At 63.5% G+C, this 20,183-nt stretch carries 24 protein-coding genes; 12 read left to right on the top strand and 12 right to left on the bottom strand.

The annotated features are described in order from the left end of the window. Positions 1-28 precede the first annotated feature (28 nt). Both AC1D0O_RS14700 and AC1D0O_RS14695 read left to right on the top strand, forming a co-directional pair. Complete coding sequence (locus AC1D0O_RS14700) at positions 29-1,360, top strand: SRPBCC family protein (protein WP_477654238.1); 1,332 nt, start codon at positions 29-31, stop codon at positions 1,358-1,360. Further along, a complete protein-coding gene (locus AC1D0O_RS14695; protein WP_477654237.1) occupies positions 1,357-1,863 on the top strand; it encodes an aromatic-ring-hydroxylating dioxygenase subunit beta in 507 nt (168 codons plus the stop codon). The genes AC1D0O_RS14700 and AC1D0O_RS14695 overlap by 4 nt, the downstream gene beginning before the upstream one ends. 40 nt (positions 1,864-1,903) lie before the next feature. On the opposite strand, the gene AC1D0O_RS14690 is transcribed toward AC1D0O_RS14695, so the two are convergent. The 3 genes from AC1D0O_RS14690 to tsaE form a co-directional block, all read right to left on the bottom strand. Beyond that, entirely contained in the window at positions 1,904-2,119 is a 216-nt protein-coding gene (locus AC1D0O_RS14690) for a glycine zipper 2TM domain-containing protein (RefSeq protein WP_477654236.1), read from the bottom strand. A 193-nt stretch (positions 2,120-2,312) separates the two neighbouring features. Then, positions 2,313-3,701, bottom strand: coding sequence for an N-acetylmuramoyl-L-alanine amidase (locus tag AC1D0O_RS14685; RefSeq protein WP_477654235.1), 1,389 nt, complete (start codon positions 3,699-3,701; stop codon positions 2,313-2,315). Further along, positions 3,698-4,216: a tRNA (adenosine(37)-N6)-threonylcarbamoyltransferase complex ATPase subunit type 1 TsaE gene (gene tsaE, locus AC1D0O_RS14680; RefSeq protein ID WP_477654234.1), complete on the bottom strand. Its 519-nt coding sequence runs from the start codon at positions 4,214-4,216 to the stop codon at positions 3,698-3,700. Before tsaE ends, AC1D0O_RS14685 begins: the two co-directional genes overlap by 4 nt. A gap of 15 nt (positions 4,217-4,231) precedes the next feature. Between tsaE and queG the strand changes: the two genes are divergently transcribed. Continuing rightward, entirely contained in the window at positions 4,232-5,284 is a 1,053-nt protein-coding gene (queG, locus tag AC1D0O_RS14675) for a tRNA epoxyqueuosine(34) reductase QueG (RefSeq protein WP_477654283.1), read from the top strand. Between the two features lie 38 nt (positions 5,285-5,322). Then, entirely contained in the window at positions 5,323-5,676 is a 354-nt protein-coding gene (locus tag AC1D0O_RS14670; protein WP_477654233.1) for a hypothetical protein, read from the top strand. A 5-nt stretch (positions 5,677-5,681) separates the two neighbouring features. Here AC1D0O_RS14670 and AC1D0O_RS14665 read toward each other — a convergent pair whose 3' ends face one another. Genes AC1D0O_RS14665 through AC1D0O_RS14655 form a run of 3 tightly spaced genes read right to left on the bottom strand, consistent with a single transcriptional unit; the run spans position 5,682 to position 8,059 of the window. Continuing rightward, the gene (locus tag AC1D0O_RS14665) at positions 5,682-6,416 is read right to left on the bottom strand and encodes a J domain-containing protein (RefSeq protein WP_477654232.1); all 735 of its coding nucleotides are present in this window, start codon (positions 6,414-6,416) and stop codon (positions 5,682-5,684) included. A 54-nt stretch (positions 6,417-6,470) separates the two neighbouring features. Continuing rightward, positions 6,471-7,097 (bottom strand): hypothetical protein, encoded by a 627-nt coding sequence (locus tag AC1D0O_RS14660; RefSeq protein WP_477654231.1) that lies wholly within the window; start codon positions 7,095-7,097, stop codon positions 6,471-6,473. Positions 7,098-7,153: 56 nt separating this feature from the next. Then, positions 7,154-8,059, bottom strand: coding sequence for an AEC family transporter (locus tag AC1D0O_RS14655; RefSeq protein WP_477654230.1), 906 nt, complete (start codon positions 8,057-8,059; stop codon positions 7,154-7,156). A 112-nt stretch (positions 8,060-8,171) separates the two neighbouring features. On the opposite strand from AC1D0O_RS14655, the gene AC1D0O_RS14650 reads away from it, so the two are divergent. From AC1D0O_RS14650 to AC1D0O_RS14640, 3 genes are all read left to right on the top strand, one after another. After that, entirely contained in the window at positions 8,172-9,152 is a 981-nt protein-coding gene (locus AC1D0O_RS14650) for a tripartite tricarboxylate transporter substrate binding protein BugE (RefSeq protein ID WP_477654229.1), read from the top strand. Between the two features lie 76 nt (positions 9,153-9,228). Continuing rightward, the gene (xerD, locus tag AC1D0O_RS14645) at positions 9,229-10,131 is read left to right on the top strand and encodes a site-specific tyrosine recombinase XerD (protein WP_477654228.1); all 903 of its coding nucleotides are present in this window, start codon (positions 9,229-9,231) and stop codon (positions 10,129-10,131) included. 47 nt (positions 10,132-10,178) lie between these two features. Continuing rightward, the gene (locus AC1D0O_RS14640; protein ID WP_477654282.1) at positions 10,179-11,162 is read left to right on the top strand and encodes a Bug family tripartite tricarboxylate transporter substrate binding protein; all 984 of its coding nucleotides are present in this window, start codon (positions 10,179-10,181) and stop codon (positions 11,160-11,162) included. A gap of 18 nt (positions 11,163-11,180) precedes the next feature. Here AC1D0O_RS14640 and AC1D0O_RS14635 read toward each other — a convergent pair whose 3' ends face one another. Then, positions 11,181-12,455, bottom strand: a complete 1,275-nt coding sequence (locus AC1D0O_RS14635) for a class I SAM-dependent methyltransferase (protein ID WP_477654227.1) — start codon at positions 12,453-12,455, stop codon at positions 11,181-11,183. Positions 12,456-13,251: 796 nt separating this feature from the next. Here AC1D0O_RS14635 and AC1D0O_RS14630 point away from each other — a divergent pair. The 3 genes from AC1D0O_RS14630 to pyrF are packed head-to-tail and all read left to right on the top strand — an operon-like array spanning position 13,252 to position 15,061. Then, positions 13,252-13,692, top strand: a complete 441-nt coding sequence (locus tag AC1D0O_RS14630; RefSeq protein WP_477654226.1) for a hypothetical protein — start codon at positions 13,252-13,254, stop codon at positions 13,690-13,692. Further along, complete coding sequence (locus AC1D0O_RS14625; RefSeq protein WP_477654225.1) at positions 13,689-14,345, top strand: hypothetical protein; 657 nt, start codon at positions 13,689-13,691, stop codon at positions 14,343-14,345. Before AC1D0O_RS14630 ends, AC1D0O_RS14625 begins: the two co-directional genes overlap by 4 nt. Further along, positions 14,342-15,061 carry an orotidine-5'-phosphate decarboxylase gene (gene pyrF, locus AC1D0O_RS14620; protein WP_477654224.1) on the top strand — a complete coding sequence of 240 codons (720 nt, stop codon included), beginning with the start codon at positions 14,342-14,344 and terminating at the stop codon, positions 15,059-15,061. Before AC1D0O_RS14625 ends, pyrF begins: the two co-directional genes overlap by 4 nt. 39 nt (positions 15,062-15,100) lie before the next feature. Here pyrF and AC1D0O_RS14615 read toward each other — a convergent pair whose 3' ends face one another. Then, positions 15,101-15,931: a ferritin-like domain-containing protein gene (locus tag AC1D0O_RS14615; RefSeq protein WP_477654223.1), complete on the bottom strand. Its 831-nt coding sequence runs from the start codon at positions 15,929-15,931 to the stop codon at positions 15,101-15,103. A gap of 111 nt (positions 15,932-16,042) precedes the next feature. Between AC1D0O_RS14615 and AC1D0O_RS14610 the strand changes: the two genes are divergently transcribed. Both AC1D0O_RS14610 and hslO read left to right on the top strand, forming a co-directional pair. Continuing rightward, positions 16,043-16,567: a gamma carbonic anhydrase family protein gene (locus AC1D0O_RS14610; protein ID WP_477654222.1), complete on the top strand. Its 525-nt coding sequence runs from the start codon at positions 16,043-16,045 to the stop codon at positions 16,565-16,567. A gap of 47 nt (positions 16,568-16,614) precedes the next feature. Continuing rightward, positions 16,615-17,583 carry an Hsp33 family molecular chaperone HslO gene (hslO, locus tag AC1D0O_RS14605; RefSeq protein ID WP_477654221.1) on the top strand — a complete coding sequence of 323 codons (969 nt, stop codon included), beginning with the start codon at positions 16,615-16,617 and terminating at the stop codon, positions 17,581-17,583. Positions 17,584-17,586: 3 nt separating this feature from the next. Here hslO and AC1D0O_RS14600 read toward each other — a convergent pair whose 3' ends face one another. The 4 genes from AC1D0O_RS14600 to AC1D0O_RS14585 form a co-directional block, all read right to left on the bottom strand. Beyond that, positions 17,587-18,045 (bottom strand): hypothetical protein, encoded by a 459-nt coding sequence (locus AC1D0O_RS14600; protein WP_477654220.1) that lies wholly within the window; start codon positions 18,043-18,045, stop codon positions 17,587-17,589. A gap of 41 nt (positions 18,046-18,086) precedes the next feature. Next, on the bottom strand, positions 18,087-18,362 hold the full coding sequence (locus AC1D0O_RS14595; RefSeq protein ID WP_477654219.1) for a septum formation initiator family protein: 276 nt from the start codon (positions 18,360-18,362) through the stop codon (positions 18,087-18,089). 136 nt (positions 18,363-18,498) lie between these two features. Continuing rightward, positions 18,499-19,782 carry a phosphopyruvate hydratase gene (eno, locus tag AC1D0O_RS14590; RefSeq protein ID WP_477654218.1) on the bottom strand — a complete coding sequence of 428 codons (1,284 nt, stop codon included), beginning with the start codon at positions 19,780-19,782 and terminating at the stop codon, positions 18,499-18,501. 76 nt (positions 19,783-19,858) lie between these two features. Further along, on the bottom strand, positions 19,859-20,149 hold the full coding sequence (locus AC1D0O_RS14585) for a DUF1330 domain-containing protein (protein ID WP_477654217.1): 291 nt from the start codon (positions 20,147-20,149) through the stop codon (positions 19,859-19,861). Positions 20,150-20,183 lie beyond the last annotated feature (34 nt).

Genomic DNA, 20,183 nt, shown 5'->3' with positions numbered 1-20,183 from the left:
CAGTATTCCCATTCCCGTGCGAGGACCCATGAACGCGCCGCCCCTTTCAGACACCGAACCCTCCCGCTGGACCCAGCCCGGCTCCAGCCGCGTCCCTTTCTGGGCCTACACCGATGCCCAGCTCTACCAGCGCGAGCTCGAGAAAATCTTCTACGGCGCGCACTGGTGCTATGTGGGGCTGGAGGCCGAAATCCCGAATGTCGGCGACTACAAGCTCAGCCATGTCGGGGAGCGCCAGGTGCTGATGGTTCGGGACCGCATCGCACCCAAGGACCGCGCCACCGATCACGGCATACGCGTGGTGGAAAACCGCTGCGCGCATCGCGGCGTGCGTTTTTGCCAGAACCCGCAGGGCAATGCGCGCAGCTTTGTCTGCCCTTACCACCAGTGGACCTACAAGCTCAACGGCGACCTCGCGGGCCTGCCCTTCAAGGACGGCGTGAAGGAGGGCGATTGCACCAACGGCGGCATGCCGGAAGGCTTCGATTTGAAGGACAACGGCCTGACCAAGCTGCGCGTGGCGCTGCTGCACGGCCTGGTGTTCGCCACCTTCAGCGAGGACACCGAGCCGCTCGAGGACTACCTGGGCCCGCAGCTCATGCCCTGGCTGGACCGCATCTTCAAGGGCCCGGAAGGCGCGCGCAAGTTGACCCTGCTGGGCTACAACCGCCAGCGCATTCCGGGCAACTGGAAGCTGATGATGGAAAACATCAAGGACCCTTACCACCCGGGCCTGCTGCATACCTGGTTTGTCACCTTCGGCCTGTGGCGCGCCGACCAGAAAAGCCGCATGGTGATGGACGATGAGGGCCGCCACGCGGTGATGATCTCGCGCCGCAACGAAGGCGGCCAGAACGCGGCCGTGACCGAGGGCGTGAGCTCATTCAAGGCCGATATGGCGCTGCATGACGACCGGCTGCTGGACGTGGTGCCCGAGCCCTGGTGGCGGGTAGCAGACCCGTCCAATCCCGGCAGCGACATCACGCCCACCGTCACCATGATCACGCTGTTTCCCAGCCTGATCATCCAGCAGCAGGTCAATTCGCTGAGCACCCGCCACATCGTGCCGCGTGGCCAGGGTGAGTTCGATTTCATCTGGACGCATTTCGGCTTCGCCGATGACACGCCCGAGATGACGCAGCGCCGCCTGCGGCAGGCCAACCTGTTCGGGCCGGCGGGGTTTGTCAGCGCGGACGACGGTGAGGTGATCGAGTTCAGCCAGGCTGGGTTCGACCAGGCGGGCGAGGGCGCCACGCTGTGCGAACTGGGCGGCACGGGCACCGAGATGACCGAGCACATGGTCACCGAGACCCTGATCCGCAGCATGTATGCCTATTGGAAGAAAGTCATGGGTCTATGACGTTGATCGAACAAACGCAGCGCCTGCTGCTGCAACTGCAGGTGGACCGGCTCAACGCGGACTACGCGGCGGCGCTCGACGAAAAGCGCTTTGAGGAATGGCCTGAATTCTTCGTGGAAGACGGCCACTACAAGGTGCAGGCCCGCGAGAACTTCGACCGCGGCCTGCCCCTGGCGTTGATGGCGCTGGAAAGCCGCGGCATGATGAAAGACCGGGTGTACGGCGTCACGCAGACGATTTACCACGGGCCGTATTACATGCGGCACATCGTCAGCCCGGCGCGCATCCTCTCTCGAGAAGTTTCACCAGAGGGCGAGATCATCATCAAAGCCGAAGCCAACTACGCGGTGTTCCGCACCAAGCCGGGCGGGGTGAGCGAGGTCTACAACGTGGGCCGCTATATCGACGAGCTCACGCAAAAAGACGGCTCGCTGAAATTCAGGAGCCGTCTTTGTGTGTATGACAGCGAGATGATCCTCAACTCGCTGATCTACCCGGTGTAGAGCCGCTTGAAGCGCCCTCTAAACCGGGTGTGGTGCGAACTCAGCGCTTCTTGCCGACCTCGTTACCGATAAGCGCACCTGCTGCGGCGCCGCCTACGGTGCCGAGCGTGCTGCCGAACACGGCATTGCCCACCAGACCGCCAGCTACTGCGCCAACGCCGGTGCCGATTTGTGCGTTCGTCGGGTTGGTGCTGCAGCCGCCGAGACCGATGAGTGCCGCTGCCGCCGCTGTCGACAAGATAAGTTTCGTGTTCATAGTTGTTTACCTTTGCTAAGAGTTTCAGGCTCTTGCTGCTGACATTCACACTGTGAGGTCCTGGCTTTTGCCTGTGACCTCAATGTAGGGGGCTAAGTGCGCCGGGACTGTAGGAGAAGGTCGTCGCGGGCTGTCGGCTCGGTGCGGTCTTTAGTCTTCATTTTTGGCGCATCGGTACGCGCCGGTGTGGTGATCAGACAGCGCGGTTGCGCGCCAGCGGCGGATTGCGCGCGAAGTAGCGTGTGATGCCGCGCATCAAGGCATCGGCCAGCTGTATCTGGTAGTCGTCGCTGCGGAGCTTGGCTTCTTCGTCAGGGTTGCTGATGAAGGCGGTCTCCACCAGCACGCTGGGAATGTCGGGCGCTTTGAGGACGGCAAAGCCGGCTTGCTCCACTTTGGGTTTGTGCAGTTTGCCGACGTTGCCGATCTCGCCCAGCATGGCGCTGCCGAGCTTGAGGCTGTCATTGATCTGCGCCGTGGTGCTCATGTCCAGCAGGGCTTTTTGCACCTGCGCGTCCTTGGCCTTGACGTTGACGCCACCCACCAGGTCGGCTGAGTTTTCCTTGTCGGCGATCCAGCGCGCCGCGCTGCTGGAAGCCCCTTTTTCACTGAGCGCGAAGATGCTGGCGCCCTGCGGCCGCGCCGTGAAGAAGGCATCCGCGTGGATGCTGATGAAGAGGTCGGCCTGCACGCGCCTGGCTTTCTGCACGCGGATGTGCAGCGGCACAAAGAAGTCGGCATCGCGCGTGAGGTAGGCGCGCATATTGGGCTGCTGGTTGATACGGTCGCGCAGGCGATGGGCGATCTGCAGCACCACGTCTTTTTCGCGCGTGCCGCCGGGGCCGACGGCACCCGGGTCTTCACCGCCATGGCCCGGGTCCAGCGCCACGATGACGAGGCGGTCGGTCTTGTTTTTGGCGATGATCGCCGCTTCGGGCGACGGCTTGGCGGCGCCTGGGCCGGGCGCGGGGCCCGGTGCCTTGTCTTTTTCTTTTTCCGCGATGGCGGCCGGCGGTGGTTTGCTGTCGGCCGGCTTGCCCGATTGCCGCGCGATCAGGTCGGCGATCGGGTCGCTGCCGGCGGCGGGTGGGGGCGCGGCGCCGGACTGCCGGTCAGCGAGCTTCTCGGCTATCAGGGCTTCAAGCGGGTCGGCCACCTGCGTGGGATAAAGGTCGAACACCAGGCGGTACTGGTAGGCGGCGACGGGCGGCAGCGTGAACACCTGCGGCTGTATCGGCTGCTTGAGGTCTATCACCAGCCGCACCACACCGGGTGCGTTTTGCCCGACGCGTATGCCGGAGATGTTGGGGTCGTCGGACTTGACCTTGGCGACCAGTTCGCGCAGCGCCGGGATCAGGTCTATGCCTTCGATATCGACGGCCAGGCGCGGCGGCTCGGCGACAAAAAACTGCCGCGCCTTGATTTCGCCGTCCGACTCGATGGTCAGCCGCGTGTAGTCCTTGGACGGCCAGACGCGCACGGCCACGATGGTGGCTCCGCGCGCGATGTGCTGCACGCCCAGCAGCAGCACCACGCTGCCCAGTTGCAGGGCGCTGCGGCGGTTCAGGGCCGGGCGCTTCATGCGATGAGTTCCGCGCCGGTAGCTGTGTGGGCCGTCAGGGTGACGGCGCGTGTGTCGTCCGGCAGCACTTCCAGGTGCAGCAGCAGGTCGGGTTGCGGCAGGTGGGAGCCGGCTTTTTCGGGCCATTCGACGAGCTTGAGGCCGGGGGCGGCGAAGATGTCGCGAAAGCCGGCTTCTTCCCATTCGCGCGGATCGTTGAAGCGGTAGAAATCGAAGTGCCAGATGTTCATGCCGCCATTTTGGCCTGCATCCGGGCCGGCGTCCGCCAGCGTGTAAGGTTCAACCACCGCATAGGTGGGACTCTTGATACGGCCCTGCACGCCCAGGCTTTTCAGCAGGTGGCGCACAAAGGTGGTTTTTCCCGCGCCCAGGTCGCCCTGCAACTCTATCAGCGCGCGGCTTATGGCAGGATGGCCGGCCAGGGCCCGCGCGAAGTCCGCCGTGGCATCTTCGTCGTGCCAGCTAATGTTTTTTACAATCGGCGGGTGTCCGCCAGCAACTCTTTGAACAGTCATCAGTTCGTTTCTCAAATTCAGGCTTGGGCGCGCGAGCTTGGATTTTCGCAAATCGGCATTGCCGGTGTCGACCTATCGTCGGCCGAACCCGGATTATCGGCCTGGCTGGCCGCGGGCTTTCACGGTGACATGCATTACATGGCCGCGCACGGCCTCAAGCGCGCCCGGCCGGCCGAATTGATCCCGGGCACGGTGAGCGTCATCACCGCGCGCATGAACTACCTGCCGGCCGCCACCGCCGCCACGCCCGGCGAGTGGCAGGCCCTGGAATTCAGCCGCCTGGAGCGGCCCGCCGAGGGCATTGTGTCGGTGTATGCGCGCGGCCGCGACTACCACAAGATCATGCGAAGCCGCCTGCAAAAGCTCGGCGAGCGCATCTCGGCGCACGTGGAGCAACTGGGCCACCGCGCCTTCACCGATTCCGCGCCGGTGCTGGAGGCCGAGCTGGCGGCGCGCAGCGGGCAGGGCTGGCGCGGCAAGCACACCTTGCTGCTCAACCGCGAGGCCGGCTCCATGTTCTTCCTGGGGGAAATCTATGTGGACCTCGCCTTGCCGCCCAGCGAGCCGGTGGCGCCGCATTGCGGCACCTGCCAGGCCTGCATTGACGTGTGCCCCACGCAGGCCATCATCGCGCCGCACAAGCTCGATGCCAGGCGTTGCATCTCCTACCTGACCATCGAACACGCCGGCCCCATCCCGCTGGAACTGCGGCCGCTGATCGGCAACCGTATCTACGGCTGCGACGACTGCCAGTTGGTGTGCCCCTGGAACAAATTCGCCCAACGTAGCGCCTTGCCCGATTTCGACGAACGCCAGGGCCTGACGGGGCAGCAACTGGTGACGCTGTTCGGCTGGACCGAAGAGGCGTTTTTGCGCTTCACCGAAGGCAGCCCGATACGGCGCATAGGCCACGAGCGCTGGTTGCGCAACATCGCGGTGGCCATGGGCAATGCCCTGCGTGTGCTCGATGAGCCCGCCGGGCGGCCCCTGCGCGAGGCCCTGCGCGCGCGTGCCGCGAAGAGCGGCGAACTGGTCGCGGAACACATTGAATGGGCCCTGGCCCAATGACCTCCGGTAATATGCCCCGTGCATGAAAGGACTCCCACATGGACCCCACGATCTCAGGCGCGCTGGCTTCGCTGTTCGGCGCGGCCGTTGGCGGCGGCATCACTTTTTTCCTGAACCGCCAGCTTCACAAGCACCAGCTGGCGCTGGCGCATGAACAACATAAAACCGAGTTCATGGCCGAAGACACGGCGCGCCATTTCCTGAGCCACAAGGGCTATACCGACCGCTCCTTTGAAACCCTGCAGATGCACCTGGGCGGGTTTGAAGAGGATGAGCTGCGCAAGATTTTGGTGCGCGCGGGGGCGATACGGGTTTATCGCGACGATGGGTCGGAGTGGTGGCGCTTGCTGAGCCGGATGGGCGAATTTATCGAGAAGAAGAACGCTGCCTGAATGCCTCAGCAGTCGGAGCGCTTGTAGTTCTGGTAGCACAGTTCGCGAATACGGGCCTTGTCCTTGGCAAGTCGTTGCTCCGCCATTCTGGCCTCGTTTTGCTCGCGCGACCTGGCTTCGTATTCTTTGCGTTGGGCTTCCCGTTGCTCGATGTTTTCCCGCTGAATTTCCTGGTAGCTGCGCTGTGCTTCTGAATAACGTGCGGTGCCGATCGCCCGCTCGCTTTCCTGGCGGAATTGGCGATCCTGCTGCTCCGCGCGCCTGGCGATCTGTTGACGGTTTGCTTCCTCGGCGGCCAGGCGAAGCTGTTCTTTCTTTTCTTCTTCGGCCGCCTGGGCTTTCAGCTGGAGTTCGTGGGCTTCCTGCGCTTTCCGGGCCGCTTCCCGCTTGGAACTGACGTAATAGCCCGTTGCGAAAATCACGACGACCAGCGCCAGCAGGATCGGCAGCATGCGCGCAGGCAATGAGGCTTCCGGTTTCACGCTGACCGATCTGTCGATGCGCGCGGCCGGCGTTGCGCTTGTTTTCGCGCTGCTCAGCTTGCGGTCATGCGCGGCCCTGGACTCTTCGTCGCGCAGGATCTGGTGTGCGGTTTTGACTTCAAGGAATTTATCAACGGCTTGCGGGTCTGCCGCAAGCCTGGCGGGAGAATAAACGCCTTTGGCTTTTTCAAAGGCCGCTTCGATGTCTTCCCGGGTGGCGTTTCCCGGCACTCCCAGAACTAGATAGGCTGACTTCATGGGCTTCCTGTTGGTCTTGAGTTGTTATTTCCCCTGTGGCAGAGGGAGCTGGATTCAATAGCGGCGCGATGCGCGCTCGGCTGCGGCGGCGGCTCTCGCCGCGGCTGCCTCGGCGCGCCTCTCGGCGGCAATAGTCCGTGCGTTGCTTTCGGGGTAAGGGTAAGCAATCGGCGCGCGGGCCCTTGTGCCGAACTGCTTGCTGTCCATGCACTCCGTCTCGATGGCGGAGCGGATTTCCACTGGGCTGCCTTTTTTGGCGAAAACCGCGGTAGCCAGTTCTTTTTCCTTGACCTTTTCCAGCCTCGCGATGGGTTTGCTGTCAATCGCGGTGTGCAGGCTTTCCAGGGTTTCCTGGCGGGTTCGCGCCTGGATAAAAGGCAGGGCGCGAATGCCTTTGTCAGCGCACTGCGCGTCGGCCGTGACATTGACCTGTTCCTTGCTGAAGGAACCTGTCAGGGGAGAGTATTTTTTCTGAACCTCCGTATCGCAGGGTTTGTCCTGGAACGTGGCGCCGCATTTGAAGAGGGTTTGGCCGCCGCTGGCGCTCGAACACGCCGCTACCGTGAATATCAAGGCCGCGATTACGCTATGAATTCCCATCCCTGACTCCCTGTCATTGTCATTGCCATACCGGCTACAAATTTTTACATCAGTATACCCAGTGCCGGCGGAAACAGCCAAGGCTTGGGTGTCACCGACCGGGCGGGAAGATGCCGGCAGGAATTGGGGGCGGGTATCTAGCGCAACACCGCCAAGGCAAACGGCAAGCTAAGCACCCCCAACATGGTCGACAAGGTCACCAGCCCCGCCACATAAGCCCCGTTGTAGCCCATGCGCGCCGCGAGCACGTAGGCGCTGGAGGCGGTGGGCAGCGCGGAGAAGGCCAGCAGTATGGTGGTTTGCACCGGCGACAGGCCGAAAGCCCTGGCCAGGCCCAGCGCCACGATGGGCAGCAGGAAGTGGCGTATCGACAGCACCGCCACCGTCAAAACCTTGGCTTGCGACAGGTGCGCGAACTGCATGCCTGCGCCGGCTGACATCAGGCCCAGGGCCAGGGAAGCGGCGCCTATGCGGTTGACGGTGGGTTCCAGCCAGAAGGGGATGCTGAAACCCAGCAGGTTGGCGGCCAGGCCCGTGGCTGTCGCCACGATGAGCGGGTTGCGCACCAGCTCGCCCAGGAAGCCGCGCTGGGCATGCTTTGCCATGGGCCATACCGCGGCAACGTTGAAGAGGGGTACGCAGACGCCGATCAGCACCGCGATCAGCTGCAGGCCCTGGGCGCCCGCCAGGCGGTCGGCCAGGGCCAGGGCGATGAAGGAGTTGAAGCGAAAGGCCACCTGCGCGCTGGCCGCGTGCTCGCGCGTGTCGATGTGGCGGCGCAGCCAGGGCAGGTGCGGCAGGCTGTAGGCCATGGCGATGCCGGCCACGCCCATCAACAGGCCGGCGCCTATCAGGCTGGAGGCGGCGCCCAGGTCCAGCGGGCTTTTCACGATGGAGTGGAACAGCAGGACCGGAAACAGAAAGTAATAGACCAGGCTTTCCACCTTCTCCCAGACCGTGCGGTTGAGGGCGGTGTAGCGGCACACCAGGTAGCCGCAAACGATGAGGGAGAAGTCAGGAAAAAGAAGCTGGGCGTAATTCACCCCGCCGAGAATAACCGCAATCCCTGCGGGTTTGCCCTTATGCGTAATCCACAACTGGCGAAGCGCGCGGCTGCGATTACCATTTCAGCTGTTTCATCGGAAGGATTTGAACATGCAACGTCGTTATCTCTTTGCCTACTCGGTGCTGTCCGCGCTTGTGCTGGGCGCCGCAGCGGGCCCCGCATTGGCGCAGGGCTACCCCAACAAGGTCATCAAGCTGCAGGTGCCTTTCGCACCCGGCGGCACCACTGACATCGTAGCCCGCGTGATCGCCGAGCCGCTGGGCAAGGCCCTGGGCCAGAGCGTCATCGTCGAGAACAAGGCCGGCGGCGGCGGCGTGGTCGGCGCGCTGGAAATCGCCCGCACCGTTCCCGACGGCTACACGCTGGGCGTGGCCACGGTGTCCACCACTGCGGCCAACCCGGCCATCAACCCCAAGATTCCGTACAACACGCTAACGGACTTCACGCCCATCATCAACATCGCGGCCACGCCCAACATCATCGCGGTGCACCCGAGCTTTCCGGCCCGCAACTACAAGGAGTTCCTGGCCGAGCTCAAGAAGAACCCCGGCAAGTACTCCTATTCGTCCTCGGGCACGGGCGGCATCGGCCACTTGCAGATGGAGCTTTTCAAGAGCATGTCGGGCACTTTTGTGACCCACATCCCCTACCGCGGCGCGGGCCCGGCCCTTAACGACACGGTGGCCGGCCAGGTCCCCATGATTTTTGACAACATTCCCTCCGCGCTGCCGTTTATCCAGCAAAAGCGCCTGATCCCCATCGTGGTGGCCGCGCCGCAGCGCCTGGCGGTGTTGCCGGATGTGCCGACCTTCAAGGAAGTCGGCCTGGAGCCGGTGAACCGCATGGCCTACTACGGCATCCTCGGGCCCAAGGGCCTGCCCAAGGAAGTTGTCGACAAGGTCAGCGCCGGTGTGAAGAAGTCGCTGGAAGACCCGGCCGTGCGCAAGCGCATCGAGGACACGGGTTCGCTGATCATCGCCAACACGCCCGAGCAGTTCACGGCCCAGATCAAGGCCGAGTTCGAGGTCTACAAAAAGGTGGTGGACGGCGCCAAGCTCAAGCTTGACTGAACCCCATAGGGTGTAGTCCCCCATCAAGCCGCCGCGCGAGGAATCGCGCGGCGGCTTTTTTTGTTATGGTCACCCCATGCAAGCACAAAGCCAGTCCAGCATCGACGCGTTCATCGACGCGCTGTGGCTGGAAGACGGCCTCTCCAAAAACACGCTGGCGGCCTATCGCCGGGACCTGTCGCTGTTCGCCGACTGGCTGGGCGCGGCCAAGCAGGGCGGGCGCGTACTGGATGCCACGGCCGAGACCGATCTCAACAGCTACTTTTCGGCCCGGCATGCCGCGACCAAGGCAACCTCGGCCAACCGCCGCCTCACGGTGTTCAAGCGCTACTTCCGCTGGGCGCTGCGCGAGCGACTGATAGACGCGGACCCGACGCTCAAGCTGCAGTCGGCCAAACAGGCGCTGCGGGTCCCCAAGACCATGACAGAAGCCCAGGTCGAGTCCCTGCTGGCCGCGCCGGACGTGGACACGCCGCTCGGCTTGCGCGACCGCGCCATGCTGGAACTGCTCTACGCCAGCGGCCTGCGCGTGAGCGAGCTGGTGGGCCTGAAGACTTTTCACCTCAGCCTCAATGAGGGCGTGCTGCGCGTCATGGGCAAGGGCAGCAAGGAGCGCCTGGTGCCCTTCGGCCAGGTGGCGCGCGAATGGATAGTCAGCTACCTCGCCGAGGCGCGGCCGGCCATCCTGGGCGGGCAGCAGACCGATGACCTGTTCGTCACCGGCCATGGCAAGGGCATGAGCCGCGTGATGTTCTGGATGCTGGTGAAAAAATACGCGCGACTGGGCGGCATCCATTCACCTCTGTCGCCCCATACCCTGCGCCATGCCTTCGCCACGCACCTGCTGAACCACGGCGCCGACCTGCGCGCGGTGCAGATGCTGCTGGGCCATGCCGACATTTCCACCACCACCATCTACACCCATGTGGCGCGGGAGCGGCTCAAGGCGCTGCATGCGCAGCATCACCCACGCGGTTAGGTCGCCAAGGCGAAATCATGCCCACACTTCATCTCTGGAATATCTTCATGTCGGGATCGATTCGCCTGCGCCGCGCGGCACTGCTGCTAGCGTTTTTACTGCCCGTCGGCGCAGCCCTGGCCCAGCCAGCCCCATGGCCGGTTCGCCCGCTGCGCATCGTGGTGGCCTATCCGCCGGGCGGCATCAGCGACGGTATCGCACGGGCGCTGGCCGAAAAGCTGGCGCAGCAACTGGGCGTGCCGGTCGTGGTGGAAAACCGCGCCGGCGCGGGCGGCAGCATAGGCATGGATGCGGTGGCCAAGGCCGCGCCCGACGGCTACACCTTGGGTTTTTCATCCATCAGCCCCCTGGCCTTGAACCCTCACCTGGGCAAACAGGCCTACGACCCGGCCCGGGACATCGCCCCGGTGGCCAGCGTGATGTATTCGCCCGTGGTGTTGCTGGCCACGCCCGCCTTCGCGGGAAAAGACTTCAAGGACCTGCTGGCCGCGGCCAAGGCGAAACCGGGCAGCCTGCGCTGGTCCACGTCGGGGCTGGCCACGGTGGGGCATTTGATGCTGGAGCAGGTCCGCCATGGGGCGAATGTCGAGTTCACCCACGTGCCCTACAAGGGCGGCGGCCAGCAGCTCACCGATGCGCTGGGTGGTCAGGTGGAGCTGGTTTCGACCAACCTCAGCGGCACGGTGATGCAGCACATCCAGTCGGGCAAGCTGCGCCCGCTCGCGGTGGGTGCGCCGGCGCGCGTGGAGACCTTGCCGCAGGTGCCGACCTTTGCCGAGCTGGGCCTGGCGCAGGCCAACCTCACGTCGCTGTTCGGGGTGTTCGCGCCGGCCAAAATACCGGTGGAACTGCTGCAGCGGCTTAACACCGAAATCAACCAGGCCTTGCGCGCGCCCGACCTGCGCAAAAAGCTGCTGGATGCCGACAATATCCCGACCGGCGGCAACGCGACGGACTTTGCCCGGCAGATTGCCGCCGAGTCGGCCGCCAACGCCCGCATCGTGAAAGCCGCGAACATCAAGGCCGAGTGATCGCCGTCCCGGGCGCCTTCAGGCGGCGTCGCCGTACATATAGGTTCTGTTGAACGGGTAGCTGGACTGCGCGCCGGCCACGGCGGTGTCGTGCACCTCGCCGGAAGGCTTGGCGGCCAGCATCTGGTGCAGTGAGATCCAGCCTTGCTCGAAGCTCATGGCGCTGCCGGCCAGGTAGAGCCGGTAGGCCCTCAGGGTTTTTTCGGCGCGTCCGGCGCCGCCGTCCTGGGCCAGCACTTGGCGTGCCTCGTCCAGCCTGGCTTCCAGTGCATCCGACCAGTTCCACAGCGTGCGTGCGTAGTGCGGTCTGAGGTTTTCGGTGTCCACCATTTCCAGGCCGGCGCGCGACATGTGCTCCAGCACGGCGCTGACGTGCATGAGCTCGCCGCCGGGGAAGATGTATTTTTCGATGAAATCACCCATGCCGGCGCCGAGCTGGCGGTTCTCCAGGCCGCCGGCCGTGATGCCGTGGTTCATGACCAGGCCGCCGGGGGCCAGCAGGCGCAGGATCTTCTGGAAGTAACCCGTCATCCGCGCGTGGCCCACGTGCTCGAACATGCCGACGGAAGAGACTTTGTCGAAAAGCCGGTCCTCGGGCATGTCGCGGTAGTCGCGCAGCTCCATGCGCACGCGGCCGCCCAGGCCTTTTTCTTCGATCAGCCGCTGCACATGCGCGTGCTGGTTTTTCGACAGGGTGATGCCGGTGGCATCGACGCCGTAGTGCTCGGCGGCCCACAGCAGCAAGCCGCCCCAGCCGGCGCCGATGTCCAGGAAGCGCTCACCGGGCTTGAGCATGAGCTTGCGGCAGATGTGGTCCAGCTTGGCTTCCTGCGCCTGGGCCAGGGTCATGGCCTCATCGCGGTAATAGGCGCAGGAATAGACGCGCCGCGGGTCCAGCCAGAGTGCGTAGAAGGCGTCCGAAACGTCGTAGTGGAACTGGATTTGCGCCGCATCGCGGGCGTGGGTGTGGGCCGCCAGGGACTTGGCGTGGCGCAGCAGGTGGGACCACCAGCCGGTGTCGCTTTCCACCGGGTTGCCAGGCAGCAGCTTGGTCACCGCGCGCATCACGTCGCGCATGGCGCCCTCGAGCTGGAGCTTGCCTTCGACGTAATCTTCGGCCAGCGCGCCTATCTGGCCGGCCTTGAGGCGGGCGATGCTGGACCAATGGGAAAAAGCCAGCTTGACGGGAGCGTTGGCCGACCCCAGGCGCTGGCCTTGCGGCAGCTGGAGGGCCACGTCCGCGGGCAAGCGCGGCATTTGCGAAGGGATATCTGGAACCAGGTGCCGGATCATTGCGCAAACTCCTTTTCAAGAGAGTTTTGCAGTCTAGCGCCGTTCGAAAATCCCTGCCGCCGTCCTTGTGTAGGAATTTGCCGCGTTTTGGAGGCCTTTTTCTTAGCCCGACAGAGCCAGTTCCGCCTCGTCAAAACTCGCCCGGCGATGGGCGCTCGTCCATATTGAGGAGGCGTCGACCACACTGTCCACCTAGAATCGCACTGCGGGTTTGGTCCCTTTTATCGAGCTGAGCGAAACTCAAAATGGACAATAAATCTTTTAATAACAAGCACTTGGCTGTGTTTTCAGCGGCCAGGTTATACCGCAGGCCGTGCGGCATACATTACCTTAGGCCCCATGTTGAATATTGCCGCGAGCATAGTGGATCACCCCTTGAGCCGGATTACTCTTGGCCTCGTTGGCGTTGGAGTCACGGCATTCTTTGGGCCCTTCTCCATCGGCCTCCTGATGTTCAATCCCCTTCAAGAGCCGGTAATTTTTGCCACTGGCCTTGGTGCTTGCCTGGGCTTGATAGCTTGGTGGGTGCGCCTTTTTGTGCGCTCTCCCACATTGGCCCGCCTCCCGCGACTCAAGATCCCGCTCAGCGCCTGTCTGCTCGCAGGCATCGGCGCCGCCTCTCGCGCACTGTTGGTCACGCCCGTGGTCACCCCAGCATTTCCAATGCTGGTCGCGATGGTCGGTGCAGGCGTGCTTCTACTTCTTGGCACCCTCGCTCCGTCCAGCCAGGGGTCCGGCCACCGGTGCGTCCGTGCCGCAGAGACCTAACCCTTCCATCGAGAGGACTTGCAAAGGCGTGGCCTACACACTTCAAGCTGTCGTTGCGAAGTCCGAGGCCTTCTCCTTGCCGCTGCCTCAGGGGCATCAGGTCATTCGCCTTCGTGGTGGGATAGACATGCTCCCTCTCAGCGCCCAGGCGCTCAAGATTCATGGCATATCTTTCTGTCCGCTCACCGACGATGGAGAAGAGGAGCTACCGCAAACGCTGGTGAAGCTTTGCGAACGGTTGAGCAAACGATGCGTGCTGGCCTACATCGAGGCTGAGTTCTTCGGCGGCGCTGGCGCACAAGCGCATGCTCTATTCTCGGAAGGTAAAGCAATCGGCCAGCCAGTCGTGTCTGACAGCGCCATCAACGACGCACTTCGCTTCCTCGGCGTGGCTAAAGGAGAAGCTCACGACGAATTTGAGTCAGTAGGCCTGGGGCAACACCGCGATACAAACGAGTGGTTTGCGTGAAGAGGCCGCCCAACACGGCAGTCGAGCGGGCCTGCGAAAAAATGCCGCGCAAGCCGTTCACTTCTACCTTGGAACGCATCATGAAAACATCAATGCTGCTGTCGCTGGTCATTGTCGCGTGTCCAGCGCTTGCCCAGGTCTCTCCTGATTGCAACGCGCAGCTTGGCGAGCCCCGGTTTTCCGACGAACAAAAGTATGTTGTACAACGGCTTTTGAGTGATGAGCCTCCGTCGGCCAATTCCTCACTCCTTACCAAGTTCTGGACCGATTGGCCAGCGATTCGAAGCGAAGACAAGGAAGGCCAGATCCGTTGCTGGCAAGCAGCCGTTGATGTGCTCGCGAATCTTCAACGTAGTTTTTGGGCTAACGTGATCCATGCGTATCGGAATGGCGATGGATCGATGAGCGTCGAATTGAATACAAACATCGCTCGTTTGGCCGACCTACCCGCTGCGGCGAAGGTCTTGTTATCAGTGCCCGAAGCGTCCGTTTATAAGACGCATGCGTCCGAATTTCTTGTTGGGGTTGCCGCCCGAAAAGAAGTAGTGTGGATGGGTACAAAAATCCCGCCTCATGCCCTCGATTCGTCCTTGGATATCGGGAATTGGACCCGGGTGGAGCAGTTTTTTGTGCAGGGCCTTGCGGCCCAATGAGTTCGGCCATCTCACGTATGCCATCACCAGTCATCGTCGCGCTTGACTTCGAGTCCTCGGCGGAGGCCTTGGCATTGGTCGATCAGCTTGGCCCCGAAGCCGATCACTACAAGGTCGGCCTTCAGCTGCTCACAGAGGCTGGACCGCAGGTAGTTCGAGAGTTGGTGTCGGCAGGCAAACAGGTCTTCCTAGATCTCAAACTTCATGAGATACCGAACTCCGTGGCCAATGCCGTCAAGGCCGCCGGCAAGCTTGGGGTTTCAATGGTCACTGTCCATGCGTCGGCGGGTTCGGCTGTTCTGCAAGCGGCTGCTACTGCTGCCGGGTCATACCCCCATCTGAAGGTTCTTGGCCTTACGGTCATCACAAGCCTTTCTGACGTCGAGCTCCCGGAGATCGGTCTCGCACCATCCGTCAAAGACCAGGTTCTCCGTCTCGCTTCGCTGGCTTGCAAGTCAGGTTGCCACGGTGTCGTGGCTTCCGCCCAGGAGGCAGCTTACTTGCGTAGCTCCTTGCCTGCCGGAGTACTCATCGTCTGCCCCGGCATTCAGCTTGCCCAGGCGGCCACAGACCAGGTGCGCATCTCCACGCCTGCTGCGGCAGCCAAGGCAGGCGCCACCCACATCGTCATCGGCCGGGCCATAGCAGGTGCTTCGGAGCCACTGGCTGCGTATCGGGCAGCGGTCGAGTCATTTCACAATGGTGTGCCTGTGTAACAGGGGCTACCTAGGGAGAGTTTGAGCGAGAGGGCGATGTCACCCCAAAGTTTCGGACCCCTTCAGCAAGGCCATTTCCGCCTCGTCAAATCCCGCCCGCCGCCTGGCGTCCAGGTTCAGCGGCCCCTTGAGCCGGGGCGCCTCGTACTGCCGGGCCAGCAGGGCGTAGGTGGCGACCGGTTCCAGCCCGCGCTGGGCGCACAGCGCGCGGTACCAGTGGTTGCCGATGGCGACATGGCCTATCTCGTCGCGCAGGATGATGTCCAGGATATCCACGGCCCGCAGCGCCTCGGGCGTGCCGACCTTGCGCAGCTTGGCCTGCATGGGCGGGGTGGCGTCCAGGCCGCGGGCTTCCAGGGTGCGCGGCACCAGGGCCATGCGCGCCAGCAGGTCGCCCTCGGTCTTGCGGGTCATGTCCCAGAGGCCGGTATGGGCCGGGAAATCGCCGTAGTCGTAGCCCATGGACTGCAAGTGGGCGCGCAGCAGGCTGAAGTGCCGAGCCTCCTCGGCGGCGACCTTGAGCCAGTCCAGGTAGTAGGCGCGCGGCATGCCGGGAAAGCGCCAGACGGCGTCCAGGGCCAGGTTGATCGCGTTGAACTCGATATGTGTCACGGCGTGGAGCAGGGCGGCCAGGCCTTCCGGAGTGAAGGGCGAGCGCTTGGGCACGTTGAGGTGGGAGCGCAGCTCGGGCCGTTCAGGGCAGCCGGGCAGGCCGGGCGGGGCCTGGAGCGCCAGTTCGGCCGCTACCTCCAGCGTCTCTGCCTGGGCCATGGCTTGCTCGGCCAGGCGGACTTTTTGCGTGGGATCGGTTTCCAGCAGCGCCCGCAGCGCTTGCTGGCGCAGTTCGGCGGGAGGCGGCTCTGGGGTCATGGGGGAATTGTCGGCGATACGCCTGGGGGCCTCCTTACAATCGGGGTAGACGGGCAGCCTCGGGCTGGCCTTGGCTCCCGACCGTGTCCCCCTGAATAAAAGCGCAAAACCATGGCCCTCTACCAACTGGACAAGCTGACCCCCACCGTTCATGAATCCGCCTGGGTGGCCGACAACGCCCAGGTCATGGGCAATGTGCACCTCGCCGAGGACAGCAGCGTCTGGTTCGGCGTGGTGATACGAGGTGACACCGAAACCATTTCCGTGGGCCGGGGCTCCAACATCCAGGACAACAGCGTGCTGCACGCCGACATGGGCCTGCCGCTCACGATAGGCGAGAACGTCACGGTCGGCCACCAGGTCATGCTGCACGGCTGCACCATAGGCGACGGTTCGCTGATCGGCATTCAGGCGGTGGTGCTCAACGGCGCGAAGATCGGCAAGAACTGCCTGGTCGGCGCCGGCTCGCTGGTCACCGAGGGCAAGGAGTTCCCGGACGGCTCCATGATCTTTGGGAGCCCGGCCAAGGCTGTCAGGCAGCTGTCCCCGGAGCAGATCGAGGGTTTAAAAATGAGCGCGAAGCACTATGTAGACAATGCCCGGCGTTACAAGACCGGGCTCAAGAAGGTGGGCTGAGGCCCGCTTTCTTTTTTATTGGCCCGCCACCTTTACCCCTTCCAGCCATGTCTGAATTACATAAATTTATCTTTGACGGCCTGCCGGTGCGCGGCATGCTCGTGCGCCTGACCGGCTCCTGGCAGGAAATCCTCAAACGCAGGCAGGCGGGCGGCGGCTATCCGGCCGAGGTCATGCAACTGCTGGGGGAAATGACGGCTGCCGGCGCCCTGATGCAGAGCAACATCAAGTTCAACGGCGCGCTGATTTTGCAGATATTCGGTGACGGCCCGGTCAAGCTGGCGGTGGCCGAGGTCCAGCCCGACCTGAGCCTGCGCGCCACCGCCACGGTGACCGGCACGGTCGACCCGGGCAGTACGCTGAGCCAGCTGGTCAATGTGAGCAACCAGGGGCGCTGCGCGATCACGCTGGACCCGAAGGACAAGCTGCCGGGGCAGCAGGCCTACCAGGGCGTGGTTCCGCTCCACGGCGACCAGCGCGAGAAGATTGAAAACCTCGCGGAGGTGCTGGAGCACTACATGCTGCAGAGTGAGCAGCTGGACACCAAGCTGATCCTCGCGGCCGACGGCAAGGTTGCCGCGGGCCTGCTGATCCAGCGCCTGCCGGTCAAGGGCCAGGGCAACCTTGAGGGCCAGATAGACCGCGACGCCAATGAAGACCAGATCGGCGTGAATGAAGACTACAAGCGCATCGCCATGCTGGCCGGCACGCTCAAGCGCGAAGAGCTGCTGGGCCTGGATGCCGACACCATCCTGCGGCGCCTGTTCTGGGAAGAGCAGGTCACGCGCTTTGAGCCGGTGACGCCGAGTTTTGCCTGCAGTTGCTCGCGCGATCGCGTGGGCGGCATGCTGCGCAGTCTGGGCACGGGCGAAATCGAGAGCATTATTTCCGAGCGCGGCAAGGTGGCGGTCGGCTGCGAGTTCTGCGGCGCGCAGTACGAGTTCGACCCGGTGGACGCGGCGCAGCTGTTCACCAGCCAGACCAACCAGCAGCCGCCGACCTCGACGGTCCAATAAGGATCAGGGCGCGGCGGAAACGGCGCGTTGCGCCAGCAGGTCGCTGAGCAGGCGGTGCTCGCAGACGGGGTCGCTGCATTTGTCGCAGACCCATACCCAGGCTTTGTTGCCTTCCCTGCGGACAGGCGCTGGGTTTTGTTGCACCAGCGCCGGCAGCAGGCGTTCAACGGCGCCTAGCGCCTGGGCAAGACGCTGCGAGGCGCCTCCATAAAGGACACAGTAAGGCGCGCCTTCGGCTGCCAGGGCCGCGCGTATGGACTGGTCTGCCGCCTGCTGATGGGCTTGCGCGGCGGACTCCAGCCCGCACAGCAGTGTCAGGTCCACAGCGCCGCCTGGCGAGGCAGACGGGTCCGTCACGGCCACAAGCGCATCCCGGCCCGCGTCCTTGAGGGTGCTGGTCAGTGCGGATGCCAGCTGGTGTTTTCCGGTGGAGGGGGCGCCGGTGACGGCGATTTTCAGCACGATTAATTAATCAGCCAGCCGGGCCCGCGGACTTGCAGGGCTTACTTCGTGACCTGCACGAAGATTTCATTGGGCTTGACCATGCCCAGCTCGCTGCGGGCTTTTTCCTCGACCATCTCCAGGCCTTCCTTGAGGTCCCTGACTTCCGCCGTGAGCTGGTCGTTGGCGGCCTGGGCCTGGACGTTTTTGGCGAGCTGCTCGTTCAGCCGGTGCTGCATCTCGCGCACGCTGGGAATGCTGCCCCGGCCTATCCAGAGTTGCGCATGGAAGATCACCAGCAGCGCAATCAGGACGGCGGGGACGAGTCGCTTTCCCACGTTTACGCCAGAGGATGATGTTTCGTCGCCGGCTCTCCGCACCAGCAGGGGCCGCGGAACCGGCTTTGCCGGGCCGCGGGCGCAGCGGCCCCCTCGGGGGGCAGCGAAGTACGCGAAGCGACGAGCGTGGGGGCCATTACTTCAGGTTGTAGAAGGCCGCGCGGCCGGGGTACGAAGCGATGTCACCCAGGTCTTCTTCGATGCGCAGCAGCTGGTTGTACTTGGCCATGCGGTCCGAGCGCGAGAGCGATCCGGTCTTGATCTGGCCGGCATTGGTGCCCACGGCGATGTCGGCGATGGTGGAGTCTTCGGTTTCACCGGAGCGATGCGAGATCACGGCGGTGTAGCCGGCACGCTTGGCCATCTCGATGGCGGCGAAGGTCTCCGTCAGAGTGCCGATCTGGTTGATCTTGATCAGGATGGAATTGGCGATCTGCTTGTCGATACCTTCCTTGAGGATCTTGGTGTTGGTGACGAACAGGTCGTCGCCGACCAGTTGCACCTTTTTACCGAGCCGTTCGGTCAGGATCTTCCAGCCGTCCCAGTCTCCTTCGGCCATGCCGTCTTCAATGCTGATGATGGGGTATTTGTCGACCCAGGTGGCCAGGATGTTGGTCCACTCGGTGGCGTCCAGGCTCAGGCCTTCGGCGCCCAGGACGTATTTGCCGTCTTTGTAGAACTCGGATGCCGCGCAATCGAGGCCCAGGGCGATCTGTTCGCCGGCGACATAACCGGCGGCGTCGATGGCTTCCAGGATCATCTGGATGGCGGCTTCGTGGTTGGTCACGTTGGGAGCAAAGCCGCCCTCGTCGCCGACGGCCACGCTCATGCCCTTGTCATGCAGGATTTTCTTGAGCGCATGGAAGACTTCGGCGCCGTAACGCACGGCTTCGCGAAAGCTCGGTGCGCCCACGGGGATGATCATCAGTTCCTGCAGGTCCAGGTTGTTGTTGGCGTGCGCGCCGCCGTTGACCACGTTCATCATGGGCACGGGCATCTGCATGGCGCCGCTGCCGCCGAAGTAGCGGTACAGGGGCAAGCCGGCTTCCTCGGCCGCCGCGCGGGCCACGGCCATGCTGACGGCCAGCGTGGCGTTGGCGCCCAGGCGCGACTTGTTGTCGGTGCCGTCCAGGTCGATCAGGGTGCGGTCCAGGAAGGCCTGCTCGCTGGCGTCCAGGCCCAGCACGGCCTCAGAGATTTCGGTGTTGATGTGCTCGACGGCCTTGAGCACGCCCTTGCCGAGGTAGCGCGACTTGTCGCCGTCGCGCAGTTCAATCGCTTCGCGCGAACCGGTGGAGGCGCCCGAAGGGACCGCCGCGCGGCCCATGACGCCGGACTCCAGCAGCACGTCGCATTCGACGGTAGGGTTGCCACGGCTGTCGAGAATTTCGCGGCCGACGATATCAACAATTGCGCTCATTTAGGCTCTTTCAAAAATCAGAAAATAAAAGATAGAAAAACCAAATAGAAAACCAGAAATAGAAAAACTAAAAAGCTCAGACGCCTTCGACCAGCACCATGCGCATCACGGCGATACCTTGGCGCGACTGGCGAGCCGCTTCGTATTCGGTGGACTCGTTGAAAGCGCGTGCCTGCTCCATGCTGGGGAACTTGAGTATCACGATGCGACTGGGAGCCCAGTCGCCTTCCAGCACCTCGATCTTGCCGCCGCGCACGCACACCTCGGCGCCGTGCGCCTGCATGGCGATGCTAGACAGTTTTTTGTACTGCTCGTATTGTTCGGGGTTCGTAACTGTGACGTTGGCGATGATGTAGGCGCTGGGCATGTGTCGGGTTCCGATGTTGTTTCAAGGTTTCCAC

This window comes from Polaromonas sp. P1_F2 (genome assembly GCF_056405735.1).
This window is presented reverse-complemented; position numbering and strand designations above follow the sequence as displayed.